We start from the raw sequence: 16,497 nt of genomic DNA, 5'->3' as shown, positions 1-16,497 counted from the left end.
ATTATAAACATGCAAACAAATTAGTACAGGAACGGTAAAATTCCACCCCAATTAAGAAACTTGGCTTATCGCCAAGTTTTCATGACAAGCTTATCTTTTTTTATAAGATAAAGCAACTTTTTCTCTTTCTTCTAGTCTCAAAGAACCCCTAGATATTTAAGCTAAAAAATACAATTGTCATTACTAGTGTTACCCGAACAGAATGGATACAATGATAATGGAAGCAATAATTCCGATTAAATCGGCCAATAAACCAACTTTTAAAGCATATCTCATCTTCTTAATGCCAATGGCCCCAAAATATATTGTTAAAATATAGAGTGTCGTATCTGTACTACCTTGCATGACAGATGCTAGCCTACCTATAAATGAATCTGGACCATGCGTGTGTATTAACTCGGTTGTCATCCCGAGTGCTGCTGTACCTGATATCGGTCTAACCAATGCTAGTGGAATTATATCTGGCGGCACTCCGATCGCTGTTAAAATTGGCGCCAATAAATCAATAAACGCCTCTAATGCTCCAGAACTTCGCAATATAGCTATTGCTACAATCATACCGACTAAAAAAGGAAGCAAGGAAAAAGCCATTTTTACTCCTTCCTTCCCGCCTTCCACAAATACTTCATAAGCTGGCACTTTTTTAATTGTTGCAGTAGCTAAAACAATTAAAATGAAGCAAGGAACTAGCCATGCGCTCACTATTGTTACCAGTTCCATTAAGATGCTGCCTCCCATTTACTTTTGTGATAAAAAATCCGATCAATTATTATGGCGCCCAATGATGATATGAACGTCGCTAAAATAGTTGCCCCAACAATTTCAGTTGGAGATGCAGAGTTATATTGCATGCGTATAGCAATAACCGTTGTTGGGATAACCGTTAGACTTGATGTATTTAAAGCTAAGAAAGTAATCATAGATCTAGAAGCAGCGTCATTTCCACTTAACTGCTTCATTTGCTCCATAGCTTTAATCCCCATAGGTGTTGCTGCATTACCTAGTCCAAAAATATTTGCAGTGACATTGGACAGGATGTAACCAATAGCTGGATGATCTTTTGGAATATCTGGAAATAATCTAACAATAAGCGGTCGAAAGAGTTTCGCCAAAACAGATAGAATCCCAGCTTTTTCAGCAACCTTCATAATTCCGAGCCAAAATACGAGCACACTAATTAGTCCAATAGATAAAGTAACAGCTTCACTTGCGCTAGAGAAAATAGCTTCATTAACCTGATCCATTGTACCGTTTAACATAGCATAAATAATGCCAATGGCTGCCATAGATACCCAAATTATGTTTACCATAACACATCAACTCCGGAAATATACTTAAATAATTGATAAATATTGCTGGAAAATAGTTTCTTATTAACAGATTTCGGTGCTTCATTTAAAACGTTTGTCGTTGCAATGGCTTTGCCATTTAAATAAAATATGTTTTTTCCAATTATGTTGTTATCAGAAATGGTCTCATCAATGAACAGCTGGTTAGATACTTTACTTTTTTCTTGCTTCGTTAATGGGTATTGAATTGCTTTATCTATATAAGCGGTATAGACTTCATTACTTTCAGGTAATCGATAAGCAAGTCTTTTTGGTTTAGTCAATGTTTCTATATTGTATTCTTCAAAACCCCACTCAAACATCGTAATATGATCTCTCCAATCATCTGGAGCATTTAACGTTACTGCTATTAAATTCATATCATCTTTTTCAGCAGTAGAAACCAATGTTCTTCCAGTTTGTTTCGTATATCCCGTCTTTCCTCCAGTACTATGGTCATAATATTGGGTTAATAATTTGTTTTTATTTTGCCAAGAATATATACGCGTTTCGGCTAAATAAGATGTTGCGCCTGTTACCTTTTGAAATGTAGGGTTTTTCATAGCATAGCGCATTAGTGTCGCCATATCATATGCGGTTGAATAGTGACCTTCTTCATCCAAACCATGTGGGTTAGCAAAGTTTGTATCGTTCATACCTAGCCAACTAGCTTTTTCGTTCATTAAGTAAACAAAACCAGCTTCACTCCCTCCAACATGCTCACTAATTGCTACAGCTGCATCGTTTCCCGAGCGCAACATTAATCCATATACTAGATCTTTTAAACGCATCTTTTCCCCTTCCTCTAAGTAAATCGATGAGCCTTCTGTATAAATAGCTTTTCGACTCGCTTTTGCTTTTTCATGCATCTTACCAGACTCAATCGCAATAATAGCAGTCATTATTTTTGTAATACTTGCAATGTTAGCCTTTGAGTAAGCTTGTTTTTCAAACAATACACGACCTGTGCTTTGTTCCATTAAAACTGCATGATTTGCAGATACTTGTGGTGCAGCATGTCCTTTTACGGGAAATAAAGTAGTCAACAAAATTATTGAGCAAATGGCAACTAAAACAAATCGCATACGCTTGGTTCCTCCCAATCTTGGTCTCTTTACAATCTATGCATGTCCTAAAAAGTTATGCAAACACTATAGGAGACCCTAAAAAGATTGCCATATGTTCACTAGTTTATAAGAAACATTTTGTATGCAAAAACCACTCGCTCTATTATTTTTCTTATACTATAAACCTTTAAAATTTTACTTTTTTATATTGCAAAAAAGTTGGCATTTAGCCAACTTCCATTATGAATGGTCTTCATTTATTTGTTCATTAAAACGCTCAAAAAATAAATCTGCTTCTGTTTCTAATTCTTCATCATTTGCATCTGGTAGAGGTGGTAAATCTTGTAATGATGTTAAACCAAAATAAGTAAGAAACTCTTTTGTAGTAGCAAACAAGATCGGTTTACCTACCGTATCTTTCCTCCCAACTTCCTCAATTAAAAGCCTAGAAAGGAGGGTTTGTACTGGTCGATCACTCTTTACACCTCGTACTTCCTCAATTTCAGTTCGTGTTATCGGTTGATTATAAGCAATAATAGCTAACGTTTCTAACGCTGCTTGAGACATCCTTGTTGTTTGAGGTGTCTCTAGTAATTTCTTGTAATAATGACTATGCTCTGGTCTAGTTGTTAAATGAAACACTTCATGCGCTTGCATCATTCGTATACCGCGATCTGTGCTTTCATATTCCTGCTTTAATTCGTCTAAAACAAGTTCAATCGTTGCTTCTGTTATTTCCAAAACATCTGACAATTGCTTTATTGTTATTCCTTCATTCCCTGAAGCAAACAACAAACCTTCTACAATTGCTTTTAATTTATTTATTTCCACCTTTATTCCTCCATACTAAACACGTATAATTCGGATAACTGCTTCTCTTGTTTACAATAAACTTGATTTTTTTTCATTAATTCCAAGAGGGCAATAAATGTTACAACAATATGAGGGCGAGTTTGTATTGTAAATAAGCGATCAAACAAAATCCCTTCTTTCGCTGATTTTACTGTCTGTAGTACTTCCTCCATTCTCTGTTCAATCGGTATGTCTGATTTTTCAACTTTAGTTTCTAGCGGTGCATCCCATTTTTTTCGTTCAAACATTTGACGTAATGCTTCCAACATATCATAAACCGATGTTTCACCTTGTACGATTTCTGAATGTTTAGATATGCTTTCATCGAACAATAAAGGTGGTCTCGTATAGATTTGATTTGCCTCTTTTTCTATAACCTGCAATTGCAAAGCAGCTTCTTTATACTTTCGATACTCAATTAATCGTTGCATAAGATCTTCTCGTGGATCTTCCATATATTCTTCGGCATCTTCATCTAATTCAGGTTTTGGTAAAAGCATTTGACTTTTTATTTCTATTAGAGTCGCTGCCATAACTAAGTACTCACTAGCAATGTTTAACTCTAGCCGTTTCATAGTATGGATGTATTGCATATACTGTTCCGTAATTTGCGCAACGGGTATGTCATAAATATCAATTTCATATTGATTAATTAAATGAAGTAATAAATCAAGTGGACCTTCAAAAGCATCCAATTTCACCTTGTAAGCTTGCAATTTATTACCTCCTTCCCGAAAAATTATATCATTAATTACAAACGCCTATACACGATTTTGATTTCTAACATACGTTATTACTGTAAGATAAATGTTATTCGAAACATTTAAGGCTAAGTACAAAAAAGGAGGTATATTATTATGAGTGGCGGATATGGTTACGGTGGAGGATTCGCGTTAATCGTCGTACTATTCATACTATTAATTATTGTTGGTGCTGCATGGCTCTAAATCAATATCTTCTACATGGCTAAGCAGCAAACGAAAATAAAAGCCGGCCCTTTTAGGCTGGCTTTTTTTCTAAACATTTCATTCAAAATCATTTGTTTCATCGCACCTTTGATAAAACTCCTGGATTTCTTTTGTCGTAGATACTGTATACTTATTACGGTAAAGTTTATCAACCTCAATAACCATTCTTCTTCCTATCCCTTGATTACGATGTGAAGGATTAACCGAAACATGCTGAATGATAGCATTGCTTTCGTTTTCAATCCGCAAACCAATTGCTCCTAGAACGTCATCTTCTTCCTTCCATAAATACAAATGCCAATCTAGGTTAGCTTCATATTCTCTGATGGTTTGCTGTAGCTTCTTAACATCTTTTTCTTCAGGCATAAAAGAAAGCAAACCCATGGCTATTTTTTCTAGATTTTTCTTAAAGCGAATTAACATAGATACCCCTCATTAACAAAATAGCTTGTATGTGAAATTTATTCAATAGGAGTTTTTCATTTCAAACTAGATGTTTGTATTTGTATCTCCTTAATCAACTTATCTCCCTGTTGTGGATGTTTAAAACGCCCTACAGCAGGATAAAACAATACACAATTAAGCTATTGGTTTTAAGCGGACAATTTAATTATTAACTATATAATATAGAATTTTAAACTAAATGCTCGTAATTATATTTATACACGTTTCCCTTGTTTTGTCAAATATGTACGTAAGAAAAAAAGCTCAACTGCACGGATAGATTACCATAAGGCATTTATTTTTCTTTACAATTCATAACAGTTGACTAATTAATTTAAATTGCATCATAATTACACTTTATATATGTGTTCAGATTTACCCAATAAACTAGCATTGAAAAGATACGGTTTTGGCAAGTATTTAAGATAGTTTTCTAGATATTTTTATTTCGTAGGAGTTGCATAATAATATGTCCATCTGTTTTCTTTCCTTTCCACTTAAAAGGAATTAAATTTACGATCCCTACCCAAAGGTTGAACCAAACAAACAGATGAAAAGAAAACGCGATAGTCATGACATCTATTTTCCAAAATATAAAAGCCATGAAAACACTGAATAAAGGGCCAGAAATAGTTATAATTATTTTTTCCAATCTGCTATAGTCGGGTTGCCGATAACTTGTTGCTAAACCCCCAATAAAAAACAACGGAGCAATAGAAATACGAAACCTACCTACGTGCATTAATGTTTTTACAGTTCCTGCGCCGATTGATATATCCACTTTTTCGGCTTGTAAAAACCAAGCAACTATAGCATGTCCAAATTCATGAAAAAAAATACTAATTGGTGCTACGAAAACGAGGAGGTAAAAAAGCAGTAAAACATCCATACTTCCACCTCAGTTTCATGTGAATCCTTGATTAGCAGGCTTCTCTCCTACACTAGTTTGTGCCCGTACTGACTAATTATTAAAAACGAATGGTAAAAAGAAGGTGCCGCTCTTCCTTCTTGCATAACTATACTTTGAAGCAAGCGTCTTACGGTTTGGCATGGCACCCTTATACAATTACAATTTCTCCGTTTTTACTATTTGTACATTAACTCAGAAAATCTAGTAAATTTATTAACTGGTTTCGGGCTCTTACTATAAAGTTTACAACTTCTGTCACCCCTATGATATCTGACTACATACCAATGAAAATTAAGCCGTATAAACTTTAACTTCCTTCATCACATCTCCGTTTTGCATTGTTTTTGCAAATTGAATTCCTGAAGTTACTTGTCCAAATATAGTGTGAACGCCATTTAAATGTGGTTGAGGTTCATGGACAATAAAAAATTGACAACTTCCTGTATCTTTTCCAGCATGAGCCATTGAAAGAGATCCTTCTTGATGTTTATGCGGATTCCCTTCTGTTTCACATTTAATCGTATAACCTGCTGATCCTGTTCCGTTACCTACTGGACAACCACCTTGACTAACAAAGCCAGGAATAACACGGTGAAATGTTAATCCATTATAAAAGCCATCATTGGCAAGCTTTTCAAAGTTTGCCACTGTATTTGGTGCTGCTTCTTCATATAAATCAAACTCAATTTTATTATCATTTTCCAATAAAATATACCCTTTTTTAGCCATTCTATAAATCTCCTTTTTGTAATAGAACTAAGCTCCATTTTATCATGTAATGAAGTCTGTGCAAAGAATTTACTTATTCAAAACTAAGGTCATGGCGGGTCACATCTTTATATGTCTCACGTCTGACAACGAGTTTATCCTTGCCATTTTCCACAAAAACCACTGCGGGTTTTGCAAATCGATTGTAATGGTTTGCCATAGAATAACCATAAGCCCCCGTTGAAAAAACGGCCAAAATGTCATTCTGTGAAACGGCAGGCAAAGGTAGATCCCATATAAGCATATCCCCTGATTCGCAACATTTACCAGCAATAGATACATTTTTTTCTACTAGCCAATCTGCTTTATTTGCTAACACCGCTTCATATTTTGCTTGATATAACGAGGGACGTAGATTATCTGTCATACCCCCGTCAACCGCTATATAATTTCGAATTCCTGGAATTTCTTTCATCGAACCTATAGTATATAAAGTAATTCCAGCATTGCCAGCAATTGCTCTACCAGGTTCTATCCAAATTTCTGGCATTGAAATCGCTAAAGATTCTGCTTGTTTTTGCACTTCATAAACTAATTCTTCTATAAATGGGGCGTAAGATATAGGAGCATCCTCCTTTGTGTAACGAATTCCATAGCCTCCACCCAAATTTAACACATTAGGTACATAATTATACTGTTGCTTCCACATTTTTAATGCTTGAAATAACATATTTGTAGCTAATATAAATCGGTCTGTTTCAAATATTTGTGAACCTATATGGCAATGCAATCCTTGAAAACAAATATATGGGTCATCGATCATCTTTAAAAGTGCATCCTCCGCTTGTCCGTTTTGCAAGTTAAACCCAAACTTAGAATCTTCATGTCCTGTCATAATATACTGATGTGTTTTAGATTCTACCCCTGGTGTTACTCGCATTAAAACGTCCATTTGTTTATTGTAATCTTTAAGCAAGGAACGAATATGTTGTATTTCTTGAAAGTTATCTACCACAATACATCCAATATTATTTTCAATTGCCATCCTAATCTCTGCAATACTTTTATTATTTCCATGAAGGTGAATTTTCTCAGTTGGAAAACCAGCTTGTAATGCTGTGTATAATTCTCCTTCCGATACCACATCCAAATACATTCCCTCTTGCTTCATGACTTGTAACATAGCAATTGATGAAAATGCCTTGCTAGCATAAGCTACTTTCGCAGGAATATCCATTTTTTTAAACGTATTTACAAAAGCGCGACAGTTGTTTCGAATCATTTGCACATCATAAACATATAAAGGTGTTCCATATTTTTTTGCCAATGATACACTATCTATACCGCCAATTTCTAAATGTCCTTGTTTATTTACTGTAAATGGATGATTATCAATTATCATAGCATTAAAAACCTCCGCAACCCTTTCAACATTAAAAAACTTAGCTTATACTATAACCTTAAAATTTTATACTTTTCTAGAGCGCAAGTTATAATTAAAAACTTTACCACATCAACGTATAAATGAAAAGAGACTTATTTAAAAATTCAGGTCTTATCTTATACATCTAACTGTAGTTATACGGCTGATTGTAATATTTTTCTACAACATTTAAAACGTATTATAACTGGTAACTTCAGATTTCTAACAAATCATTACGGTTATAATAGTACGTATTCAGCAGGAGACACGCTTAACTCCTACTGAATAATACCATCATTTTTCAGGCTGACGATAATTGTTTTTAGGGTGAACAATGCTTGGTCTACTATTTGTATATGGTACAGGGATACGAATTAAAGTGTGCAACATAGCCCGTGGATTAAAAGGAATAAATGGCCATAAATAAGGTGTTCGTAAAGATTTAAGGTGAATTAAAAATAAGAGGTGAGCTAAAAATATGGTAATAAAACCAACTAATCCAAATAACCCAGTAACCACCACGAATATAATGTTCACTATTTTATTAGACACGCTTAACTCATAACTGGGAGTAACATAGCCACCTATAGCACTAACAGAGACATACAAAATGACTTCAGGGCTAAACATCCCAACATCGATGGCAATTTGCCCAATTAAAACCGCTGCAATTAAACCCATTGCGGTTGATAAAGGTGTCGGTGTGTGAATTGCGGCCATTCTAAGGAATTCAATACCAATGACAGCCATTACTATCTGGACAGGAATTGAGATATTTCCTTCTTCATTCGGACCAATAAAAGCCAGTTCTTTAGGCAATAAATCCGGTTCCATGACAAATAATAGCCATAATGGTAGTAAATACATGGATGCAAAGATAGCCAAAAATCGAATCCAACGAATAAAAGTACCAATTGCTGGTGTTTGACGGTATTCTTCTGCGTGCTGTAAATGGTGAAAAAATGTGGTCGGTAAAATAATGACACTAGGTGAAGTATCCACAATGATTAAAACATGTCCTTCTAATAAATGATTTGCCGCAACATCTGGACGCTCTGTATAACGTACTAGTGGATAAGGGTACCACTTCCGATCGATAATAAATTCATCAACTGTCTTATCAGCCATTGAAATACCATCAACTTCAATATCTTGAATTCTATCTTTAATTAATTGAATCAACCCTTCATCCGCAACATCATCAATATAGCTTAAGCAAACATCCGTTTTGGATCGTTCTCCTACTTTCAGCATTTCATTACGCAATCTCGGATCTCTTATTCTTCTTCTTGTCAAAGCTGTATTTTCAATAATATTTTCAGTATACCCATCTCTAGAACCACGAACCACTCGTTCAATATCTGGTTCTTCAGGTGTTCTACCTGGATAATTTCGTACATCTATGACGTAAGCAAATCGCTCTCCGTCGATAAATAAAACAATTAAACCCGATAGCATCTGATCTACAGCCTCATCCATTGTTTTTACTTGTTCAACTTGTTGATGTATAAGGCGGTTTTTAATGATTTCTGGAAGCTTTTTACTATTTGCTTCATGATCATTTAAATTAACGAGCTCTTTTAATAAGTCTTGGATGATAATTGAATCGCATAATCCTGTCACATAATAAATTTGAATATCTCGTTTTAATAGTACAAGCTCGCGAAACCCTAAATCAAAGGAAACACCAATTCCTAATCTTGTTTTCATATAGTTTTCAGTATGTCTTATTCTAGGATTCACAGGTATTTTTTGATCATGTTGTACCATATGTACGGCCCCCTTTTAGATTACAATAATAATTATGCTGATGGAATGTTTCTCAGGAAATAGCTACAGGGAGCTTGGTTAGAAAAACGGAATATAAAAACAGGTAACAGAACTTACTTGCACATTTAACTTTGCTAGGAAATCCAAATGAAATGGGAATAGCAACTTACATAAAATGCGGTAAGCATTTAATGCTTCACAAAATATAACCACTGGAATAAAGAACCTGCTATTTTTCCAAAGACAATTGCCATAAGCAGCCATAACAAATATTTTTCAATACCAATCCGTTTATATAATATTGGAAATACATTTAGCACTTCTGCTAATGCAGCTGCAAGCATTCCATTAAAAATACCTTGTAATAGCCCCCATACAGCTATAAAAAATACTGAATTGTTCCAAACTACAGACGTAAATGATAAGTAGGTTCCGAATAAGCTTCCCACAAGAATACATGCTGTATAAATAGGTAGAAACATTTCTGTTTTACTTAATTGTATAAGCCTAGGAACAATTCCTAAAATGGTAATAAACGCTACATAACCAGCTCCTACAGCAAGCCCTGCACTAAATCCAATCAAAACTTCAAGAAGATGAGTGAGGATGGTCAGCATCGTTGTGCGCATTTTCATATTGAATTACGTAATCATCTAAATCTTGCTGGTAATTATAAATTTCTACTTCTAATGGGCTCGGCTCTTCATTAAAGCGTTTATTAAACCAATGATTAAAGAATAACAGCATACCAATTCCTAATCCTAAAGAATAGGGGATTTGCAACCATAACGGATATTCTTTTTTCTCTCCAGTTAACAGAAAATGAACTTTTTGATGTACTTCCTGCATACTTACATCATAATGAAAATTCATAATTGTCATTGCTGTTCCAACAAAAATTAATAACCAAACACTAAGAGCAATAAGAACTGAAGGAGACTTTCTGCGCTTATTAATCCGAATTATTGTTTGATTTGGGCCAATTAATTGAAAATCCAGATCTGGAAAATTACGATTCAAATGTTCAATAACTAAAAAACTGTCAATTACAACAATATTTTTATCTTTTTTACCCAATCGATATATTGGTGCATATTCAATTTCCTTTTTCTTTGTATCATTTGTGGATATCACTGCAATATCTTTTAGTTGTAACAATTGATATTCAGTTAATTCCATGTTTTTTTTCATTCTTACATAAACTTGGTTGGGCACTCTTCTCCCTCCAAACGCTTCGGATACTTGTACCATTAGTATTTACTAAAACCTTAAGATTTACACAGGTTATTTATAATGAAAGATTTTCTATCATTTAATCTGCTATAAAAACTTGAGAAATCACCGTCTTTTTTGCTTGTACTATTTTCTTTAGCCCAAAGGTTCGTAATAGGCTATATTTCCCCCGAAAACTAATCCAACTCGCATCTACCAATTCTTGCAACAGTAGCACGCTTATAATTCGGAAAAAACCTTCATTCATATTTTCCTATAGTACAAAAATGATCCCATCTACCGCATTTGGCAAATGAGATCATCTTACTACTAGTTTTATTTAAACATCAATGTATAGTTTCATCTCTTCTAATATTTTCTTCTCTAATCGAGATACTTGAACTTGCGATATACCTAAACGTTTAGCTACTTCAGATTGTGTTTGATCTTTGTAATAACGCAAATAAACAATGAGTCTTTCTCTTTCACTTAGGTCGCGAATAGCCTCTTGTAAAGTGATCCTTTCAAACCATTTTGTATCTTGATCGGAAATTTGATCTAATAACGTAATCGGGTCACCATCGTTTTCAAATACCGTTTCATGAATAGATTGTGGCGATCTACTTGCTTCTTGTGCATGGATAACTTCTTCTGGTGAGATTTCCAATGCCTCTGATAATTCATTTACTGTTGGTGATCTACCGTTTTTTTTCGTTAATTCATCTTTTTTCTTTCGAATCCGGTTCCCAGTTTCTTTTAATGACCGACTAACTTTCACAGTTCCATCATCCCGAATAAAACGTTGAATTTCACCAATAATCATTGGCACAGCATACGTGGAAAAACGGACATCATAGGATAAATCAAACTTATCAATGGATTTAATGAGACCAATACTTCCAATTTGAAACAAATCGTCTGGGTCATATCCTCTGTTTATAAACCGTTGTACAACCGACCATACAAGGCGGATATTTTTTTCCACTAATTTATCTCTTGCTACTTTATCCCCTTGCTGACTTTTTTCAATTAGTGTTTTTACTTCCTGATCAGATAATGAATCGCTCCTATTATCCCCTTGTACATTAACATTCATCGCTAAGGCCTTTCACGATGAGCACATCGTTTTTGCGTTGGTTAATTGTTTGGTCATGTGTACAGTTGTTCCTTGTTCAGGATTAGATATAACCTCGACAGTATCCATAAAGTTCTCAATAATTGTAAAACCCATACCAGATCGCTCTAACTCAGGTTTGGAAGTATATAGTGGCTGGCGTGCTTCGTCAATATCATCAATCCCAATTCCGTTATCCTTGATAATTAATTCCACTTGTTCATCTATTAACGCACAGGTTATTGTTACCTCATGATGAGGTTCATTATTATAAGCATGAATAATGCAATTGGTTACAGCTTCTGATACTACTGTTTTAATTTCTGTAAGCTCGTCCATTGTCGGATCGAGCTTACTTACAAAAGCAGCTACGGTTACTCTAGCAAATGATTCATTTTCACTAACACTTGAAAAGGTAACTGTCATTTCATTTTTCACGATGCCACCCCCAACGTCTCTAAAGCAAATTGTTCGTTCTCCTCTAATCGAACAATCTTAAATAATCCCGACATTTCAAACAACCTTCTTACTGGAGGGGAGACAGAACAAACAACCATCTCTCCTCCTAACTGTAATACTTCTTTATACCTTCCCAACACTACTCCTAGTCCAGAACTATCCATAAAATCCATAGCTTCTAAATTTAAAACTACATGTTTAATGTCATGCTCACACATTACTTCTTTCCATTCTTTACGTAGTTGTTCTGCTTCATGGTGATCTAATTCCCCAGAAAGGCGAACAACTAATACATTCTCTTTAACAGCAAATGTTGAATGAAGTCCCATTGCCTTTGTCTCCTCCTTCTTTCATACTGCCATACTTTTATAGTTCGAGAATCTAGAATATAAATCCTGCTTGTTGACAAAAGAAGAAATAGTTCTGCCAAAATAGAAATAATTAATCATTTTTCGCCATATTTTGCCATACACGCTTCCAAAGAGTACCGAAAGTCGCTTCATGAATAGTATCTTTAACAGTCAAATTACTTCTAGATAAAATGTTATCTTTATCTTTTACAATAAGCTCACCTACAGAATCTCCTTTTTGAACAGGAAGTTGAATATCTTCTTTCATAACCACTTCTGTAGTAATATTGTCAATAGAATCTCCCCGCTCAAATAATGTACTAATAGATTCTGCAGCAACTACATCAGTTTGTTTGTTTTCAGCTTTAGTTAGGTTTAATTCGGTTATTTTATCGCCTTTTTCAAATAATTTTTGCGTTTGATAATGGTTAAATGCATAATCAAGCATTTTAGAAACTTGTTCATTTCTTTCTTTAGAAGAACTTGCTCCCATAACTACTGCAATAACTCGCATTTCTTCTTTTTCCGCTGTAGCTGACAAACAATATTTTGCTTCACTTGTATAGCCTGTTTTTAGCCCATCAACACCTGCATAAAACTTTACTAGCCGATTTGTATTCACAAGCCAAAATTCATTATCTTCTCCTTTACGTAAATAATCCTCATAAATGGAGGTATAGTTAGTAATATCTTCATATTTTAGCAACTCTTTCGACATCACAGCCATATCATGAGCTGTACTGTACTGCTCATCAGCAGGAAGCCCTGTTACATTTTGAAATTTTGTGTTTTTTAATCCAAGTTCTTTTACTTTTTGGTTCATTTTCTCTACAAAAGCATCTTCACTTCCAGCTATTCGTTCTGCTAAAGCTACACTAGCATCATTACCGGAAGCTATAGAAATTCCTTTTAACAAGTCATCAACACTCATCTCTTCTCCGGCTTCTAAGAATATTTGCGACCCTCCCATAGAAGCAGCATGCTCGCTTACCCTTACTTGTTCGTTTATTTTTAAATTTTCTTCATCTAATGCTTCCATGATTAATAACAGCGTCATAATTTTCGTCATACTTGCTGGTGGTAGTTTTTCATGCTCATTTTTATGGAATAATATCTTTCCTGTATCACGCTCCATCAAAAGAGCTGATTTAGCATCTTCAGCTAACTTTTGATTGTTATTTTTTTTCACTTCTTCAGCACTTACGAAAGTTACCGCGTTTCCCATGAGAATACAGACAAGGCTGATGATGCATAGAGTTTTTTTCATTCTTTTCCCTCCAATATTCCTATGTAGCTTATCCATTTTTAACCGTTATAGATCCTTTAGTTCCTATTCAGACGTCATATATATAGGCTAACCAAATTAGATATTTTTTATACCAAAATATTGGAGATAAGTTTACTTTATAATGCTTACTTTATGGGGATAAAACGTCGTCGTTTTACCTATACTATAAACCTAAAAATCTTATGCGTTCCTATAGCACAAAAATAAATGGCTCACATTGAGCGAGCCATCACCTATCTTGACATAGTTTCCTAACTTAAGGAAAGTTGTTAAACTAGTTTTTCGTCAAAATGTATAAAATTTCACCTGTTTTATATCTAGAATTAAACGAAAGCTTTTACCATTCTCTAGAGACTAAAGATCATGATTGCAAAATAGCACTCTTGCATATAAGCATAACTTCAAACCGGTTAAGGTGAAAGAAAACCACTGAAGAAATCTACTTTTATGATTCTGTAATCATACCATGAATTAATGTTGGTGCTTTTATTTCATTTGTAGAAATAGTAATACTATTGTAAAGCTTCTCTTTAACATCGTTAACGTCTTCTGTATTTGCATAGATTGTAAGTAAAGATTCTCCTTCTAGCACACTGTCTCCAATCTTCTTATTTAAAACAAGACCAACTGCTAAATCAATAACTGCATCTTTCGTTGCCCTGCCAGCGCCTAGCATCATCGCTGCCGTTCCAATGTCATCAGCTACAATTTCAGATATTTTTCCTGAACTTTTAGCTGGCAGTTCTATTTTATAAGATGCTTGGGGTAAAGTTTCAGAATGATCGACTACAGAAGCATCTCCACCTTGAGATTCAAGAAAAACCTTAAATTGCTGTAATGCCTTGCCATTATGCAGGTTTGCTTCTAATTTCTTGCGCGCCTCATCAATTGTGTCAGCCTCCTCTGCTAAGACGACCATTTGGCTTCCTAATGTTAAGCAAAGCTCCGTTAAATCTTCCGGCCCTTTCCCTTGCAATGTTTCAATAGCCTCTTTCACTTCTAAGGCGTTTCCAATTGCTCGACCCAGTGGTTGGCTCATATCAGAAATAACCGCCATCGTATTTCTTCCTACTTTATTTCCTATTGTAACCATAGCCGTTGCAAGTTCCTTAGCATCATCCAAATCTTTCATAAAAGCCCCAGCGCCCGTTTTCACATCAAGAACGATAGCATCTGCACCTGAAGCAATCTTTTTACTCATAATAGAACTAGCAATCAGCGGTATTGAATTTACTGTTGCCGTAACATCTCTCAAACCATAAATTTTCTTATCAGCTGGAGTAAGATTGCCTGACTGACCTACGACTGCTACTTTGTTTTTATTAACTAATTCTATAAATTCATCATTGGATATTTCAACATGAAAGCCCGGCACAGACTCTAATTTATCAATTGTACCACCTGTATGGCCTAGACCTCTTCCACTCATTTTAGCTACCGGTACACCTACAGAAGCAACGAGTGGCGCAAGGATTAACGTTGTTGTATCACCAACGCCTCCAGTAGAATGCTTATCTACTTTTATTCCTTCAATAGCAGATAATTCAATCTGATCCCCTGATTCGACCATAGCTTGGGTCAACTCAGCACGTTCTTGATCATTCATATCTTGAAAATAAATTGCCATTAATAGAGCACTAACTTGATAATCAGGAATTTCTTCATTCGTATAACCTTGAATAAAAAATTGAATTTCGTCTTTTGTTAAAGCTTGATTGTCTCGTTTTTTTTCAATAATGTCATACATGCGCATGTTTATCAACCTAACCTTTCCGGAATTTTTTCAATTACTTGCTTAACAAATTGCAGAAATGATTCTTTCACTCGTTCTGTAGTTTCAATTACTTCATCATGGGTTAATGGCTGATCAAGAATACCTGCTGCCATATTTGAAATGCAAGAAATACCAAGGACTTCCATACCAGCATGTGCTGCAACAATAACTTCAGGAACCGTCGACATTCCAACAGCATCGCCGCCTAACGTTCGAAGCATACGAACTTCAGCAGGTGTTTCATATGAAGGGCCTGTATTGCCAACATACACCCCTTTTTGAATTGGTAAACCAATGTCTTTAGCGCAAGATTCAGCATGTGCAATTAATTTTTTACTATACACTTCCGACAGATCGGGAAATCTTACTCCTAATTGATTATCATTCTTGCCAATTAACGGATTGGCCCCCATGTTATTGATATGATCTGTAATAAGCATAAGATCTCCAGGGTGAAATTGTTCATTTACGCCACCAGCCGCATTGGTAACAAGAAGAGTCTCCATTCCAAGATCTTTGAAAACACGAACAGGAAAGGTAACCTGTTGCATTGGGTATCCTTCATAATAATGAAAACGTCCTTGCATCGCAATAACTGGTTTTCCTTTTAATATTCCTGAGACTAATTGCCCTTTATGACCTGATACCGTTGATACTGGAAAATGTGGTATCTCGTTATATGGAATAACTACTGCATCTTCAATTTCATCCGCTAACACGCCTAACCCTGATCCTAGAATTAAACCTATTTTAGGTTGATGTTTTATTTTTTGTTGTATATATGTGCTTGCTTGCTTTATTGCTTCTGGCTTCATACGCGATTCCCCCCT

The 16,497-nt window shown here is 35.0% G+C and carries 20 protein-coding genes; 1 reads left to right on the top strand and 19 read right to left on the bottom strand.

Annotated elements, in window-relative coordinates:
* Positions 1-189: 189 nt before the first annotated feature.
* The 5 genes from B2C77_RS10935 to B2C77_RS10915 form a co-directional block, all read right to left on the bottom strand.
* The gene (locus B2C77_RS10935; RefSeq protein ID WP_077703635.1) at positions 190-720 is read right to left on the bottom strand and encodes a spore maturation protein; all 531 of its coding nucleotides are present in this window, start codon (positions 718-720) and stop codon (positions 190-192) included.
* Entirely contained in the window at positions 720-1,310 is a 591-nt protein-coding gene (locus tag B2C77_RS10930; RefSeq protein WP_077703634.1) for a nucleoside recognition domain-containing protein, read from the bottom strand. Before B2C77_RS10930 ends, B2C77_RS10935 begins: the two co-directional genes overlap by 1 nt.
* On the bottom strand, positions 1,304-2,413 hold the full coding sequence (locus B2C77_RS10925) for a D-alanyl-D-alanine carboxypeptidase family protein (protein WP_077703633.1): 1,110 nt from the start codon (positions 2,411-2,413) through the stop codon (positions 1,304-1,306). The genes B2C77_RS10930 and B2C77_RS10925 overlap by 7 nt, the downstream gene beginning before the upstream one ends.
* Positions 2,414-2,635: 222 nt before the next feature.
* Positions 2,636-3,226 carry an SMC-Scp complex subunit ScpB gene (scpB, locus tag B2C77_RS10920; protein WP_077703632.1) on the bottom strand — a complete coding sequence of 197 codons (591 nt, stop codon included), beginning with the start codon at positions 3,224-3,226 and terminating at the stop codon, positions 2,636-2,638.
* A gap of 2 nt (positions 3,227-3,228) precedes the next feature.
* Positions 3,229-3,963 carry a segregation/condensation protein A gene (locus B2C77_RS10915; protein WP_077703631.1) on the bottom strand — a complete coding sequence of 245 codons (735 nt, stop codon included), beginning with the start codon at positions 3,961-3,963 and terminating at the stop codon, positions 3,229-3,231.
* A 141-nt stretch (positions 3,964-4,104) separates the two neighbouring features.
* On the opposite strand from B2C77_RS10915, the gene B2C77_RS10910 reads away from it, so the two are divergent.
* Entirely contained in the window at positions 4,105-4,194 is a 90-nt protein-coding gene (locus tag B2C77_RS10910) for a YjcZ family sporulation protein (protein WP_021291215.1), read from the top strand.
* Between the two features lie 78 nt (positions 4,195-4,272).
* Here the strand turns inward: B2C77_RS10910 and B2C77_RS10905 are convergent, their stop codons facing one another.
* From B2C77_RS10905 to B2C77_RS10845, 14 genes are all read right to left on the bottom strand, one after another.
* Positions 4,273-4,638, bottom strand: coding sequence for a GNAT family N-acetyltransferase (locus B2C77_RS10905; RefSeq protein ID WP_077703630.1), 366 nt, complete (start codon positions 4,636-4,638; stop codon positions 4,273-4,275).
* Between the two features lie 454 nt (positions 4,639-5,092).
* On the bottom strand, positions 5,093-5,548 hold the full coding sequence (locus tag B2C77_RS10900; RefSeq protein WP_077703629.1) for a site-2 protease family protein: 456 nt from the start codon (positions 5,546-5,548) through the stop codon (positions 5,093-5,095).
* 312 nt (positions 5,549-5,860) lie between these two features.
* Complete coding sequence (locus B2C77_RS10895) at positions 5,861-6,298, bottom strand: peptidylprolyl isomerase (RefSeq protein ID WP_077703628.1); 438 nt, start codon at positions 6,296-6,298, stop codon at positions 5,861-5,863.
* A 73-nt stretch (positions 6,299-6,371) separates the two neighbouring features.
* On the bottom strand, positions 6,372-7,679 hold the full coding sequence (gene lysA / locus B2C77_RS10890) for a diaminopimelate decarboxylase (RefSeq protein ID WP_077703627.1): 1,308 nt from the start codon (positions 7,677-7,679) through the stop codon (positions 6,372-6,374).
* 315 nt (positions 7,680-7,994) lie between these two features.
* Positions 7,995-9,470: a spore germination protein gene (locus tag B2C77_RS10885; RefSeq protein ID WP_077703626.1), complete on the bottom strand. Its 1,476-nt coding sequence runs from the start codon at positions 9,468-9,470 to the stop codon at positions 7,995-7,997.
* A gap of 188 nt (positions 9,471-9,658) precedes the next feature.
* The gene (locus B2C77_RS10880; protein ID WP_077703625.1) at positions 9,659-10,087 is read right to left on the bottom strand and encodes a stage V sporulation protein AB; all 429 of its coding nucleotides are present in this window, start codon (positions 10,085-10,087) and stop codon (positions 9,659-9,661) included.
* Complete coding sequence (locus tag B2C77_RS10875) at positions 10,059-10,721, bottom strand: stage V sporulation protein AA (RefSeq protein ID WP_077703624.1); 663 nt, start codon at positions 10,719-10,721, stop codon at positions 10,059-10,061. Before B2C77_RS10875 ends, B2C77_RS10880 begins: the two co-directional genes overlap by 29 nt.
* A gap of 61 nt (positions 10,722-10,782) precedes the next feature.
* Entirely contained in the window at positions 10,783-10,950 is a 168-nt protein-coding gene (locus B2C77_RS21675; protein ID WP_176087317.1) for a hypothetical protein, read from the bottom strand.
* Positions 10,951-11,022: 72 nt separating this feature from the next.
* Positions 11,023-11,778 carry an RNA polymerase sporulation sigma factor SigF gene (gene sigF, locus B2C77_RS10870; RefSeq protein WP_077703623.1) on the bottom strand — a complete coding sequence of 252 codons (756 nt, stop codon included), beginning with the start codon at positions 11,776-11,778 and terminating at the stop codon, positions 11,023-11,025.
* A gap of 12 nt (positions 11,779-11,790) precedes the next feature.
* The gene (gene spoIIAB, locus B2C77_RS10865; protein WP_073004262.1) at positions 11,791-12,234 is read right to left on the bottom strand and encodes an anti-sigma F factor; all 444 of its coding nucleotides are present in this window, start codon (positions 12,232-12,234) and stop codon (positions 11,791-11,793) included.
* A complete protein-coding gene (gene spoIIAA / locus B2C77_RS10860; RefSeq protein ID WP_073004264.1) occupies positions 12,231-12,584 on the bottom strand; it encodes an anti-sigma F factor antagonist in 354 nt (117 codons plus the stop codon). Before spoIIAA ends, spoIIAB begins: the two co-directional genes overlap by 4 nt.
* Before the next feature lie 112 nt (positions 12,585-12,696).
* The gene (locus B2C77_RS10855) at positions 12,697-13,872 is read right to left on the bottom strand and encodes a D-alanyl-D-alanine carboxypeptidase family protein (protein WP_077703622.1); all 1,176 of its coding nucleotides are present in this window, start codon (positions 13,870-13,872) and stop codon (positions 12,697-12,699) included.
* A gap of 466 nt (positions 13,873-14,338) precedes the next feature.
* Positions 14,339-15,646 (bottom strand): pyrimidine-nucleoside phosphorylase, encoded by a 1,308-nt coding sequence (locus tag B2C77_RS10850; protein WP_077703621.1) that lies wholly within the window; start codon positions 15,644-15,646, stop codon positions 14,339-14,341.
* A gap of 5 nt (positions 15,647-15,651) precedes the next feature.
* Complete coding sequence (locus B2C77_RS10845; RefSeq protein ID WP_077703620.1) at positions 15,652-16,482, bottom strand: purine-nucleoside phosphorylase; 831 nt, start codon at positions 16,480-16,482, stop codon at positions 15,652-15,654.
* Positions 16,483-16,497: the final 15 nt, after the last annotated feature.

The sequence above is a fragment of the Virgibacillus dokdonensis genome, from assembly GCF_900166595.1.
Taxonomy (GTDB): Bacteria; Bacillota; Bacilli; order Bacillales; family Amphibacillaceae; genus Virgibacillus; species Virgibacillus dokdonensis.
Note: the sequence above shows the minus strand (reverse complement) of the source record. Positions and strands in the feature narration are given on the sequence as shown.

Bases quoted from the DNA above. Each gene is read 5' to 3' on its own strand.
- spoIIAA (WP_073004264.1), bottom strand. From the start codon at position 12,584: ATGGGACTTCATTCAACATTTGCTGTTAAAGAGAATGTATTAGTTGTT.
- B2C77_RS10925 (WP_077703633.1), bottom strand. From the start codon at position 2,413: ATGCGATTTGTTTTAGTTGCCATTTGCTCAATAATTTTGTTGACTACT.
- B2C77_RS10875 (WP_077703624.1), bottom strand. From the start codon at position 10,721: ATGGTACAAGTATCCGAAGCGTTTGGAGGGAGAAGAGTGCCCAACCAA.
- B2C77_RS10905 (WP_077703630.1), bottom strand. From the start codon at position 4,638: ATGTTAATTCGCTTTAAGAAAAATCTAGAAAAAATAGCCATGGGTTTG.
- sigF (WP_077703623.1), bottom strand. From the start codon at position 11,778: ATGAATGTTAATGTACAAGGGGATAATAGGAGCGATTCATTATCTGAT.
- B2C77_RS10935 (WP_077703635.1), bottom strand. From the start codon at position 720: ATGGAACTGGTAACAATAGTGAGCGCATGGCTAGTTCCTTGCTTCATT.
- B2C77_RS10855 (WP_077703622.1), bottom strand. From the start codon at position 13,872: ATGAAAAAAACTCTATGCATCATCAGCCTTGTCTGTATTCTCATGGGA.
- B2C77_RS10895 (WP_077703628.1), bottom strand. From the start codon at position 6,298: ATGGCTAAAAAAGGGTATATTTTATTGGAAAATGATAATAAAATTGAG.
- B2C77_RS10900 (WP_077703629.1), bottom strand. From the start codon at position 5,548: ATGGATGTTTTACTGCTTTTTTACCTCCTCGTTTTCGTAGCACCAATT.
- B2C77_RS21675 (WP_176087317.1), bottom strand. From the start codon at position 10,950: ATGAATGAAGGTTTTTTCCGAATTATAAGCGTGCTACTGTTGCAAGAA.
- B2C77_RS10930 (WP_077703634.1), bottom strand. From the start codon at position 1,310: ATGGTAAACATAATTTGGGTATCTATGGCAGCCATTGGCATTATTTAT.
- B2C77_RS10850 (WP_077703621.1), bottom strand. From the start codon at position 15,646: ATGCGCATGTATGACATTATTGAAAAAAAACGAGACAATCAAGCTTTA.
- lysA (WP_077703627.1), bottom strand. From the start codon at position 7,679: ATGATAATTGATAATCATCCATTTACAGTAAATAAACAAGGACATTTA.
- B2C77_RS10880 (WP_077703625.1), bottom strand. From the start codon at position 10,087: ATGCTGACCATCCTCACTCATCTTCTTGAAGTTTTGATTGGATTTAGT.
- B2C77_RS10910 (WP_021291215.1), top strand. From the start codon at position 4,105: ATGAGTGGCGGATATGGTTACGGTGGAGGATTCGCGTTAATCGTCGTA.
- B2C77_RS10845 (WP_077703620.1), bottom strand. From the start codon at position 16,482: ATGAAGCCAGAAGCAATAAAGCAAGCAAGCACATATATACAACAAAAA.
- B2C77_RS10885 (WP_077703626.1), bottom strand. From the start codon at position 9,470: ATGGTACAACATGATCAAAAAATACCTGTGAATCCTAGAATAAGACAT.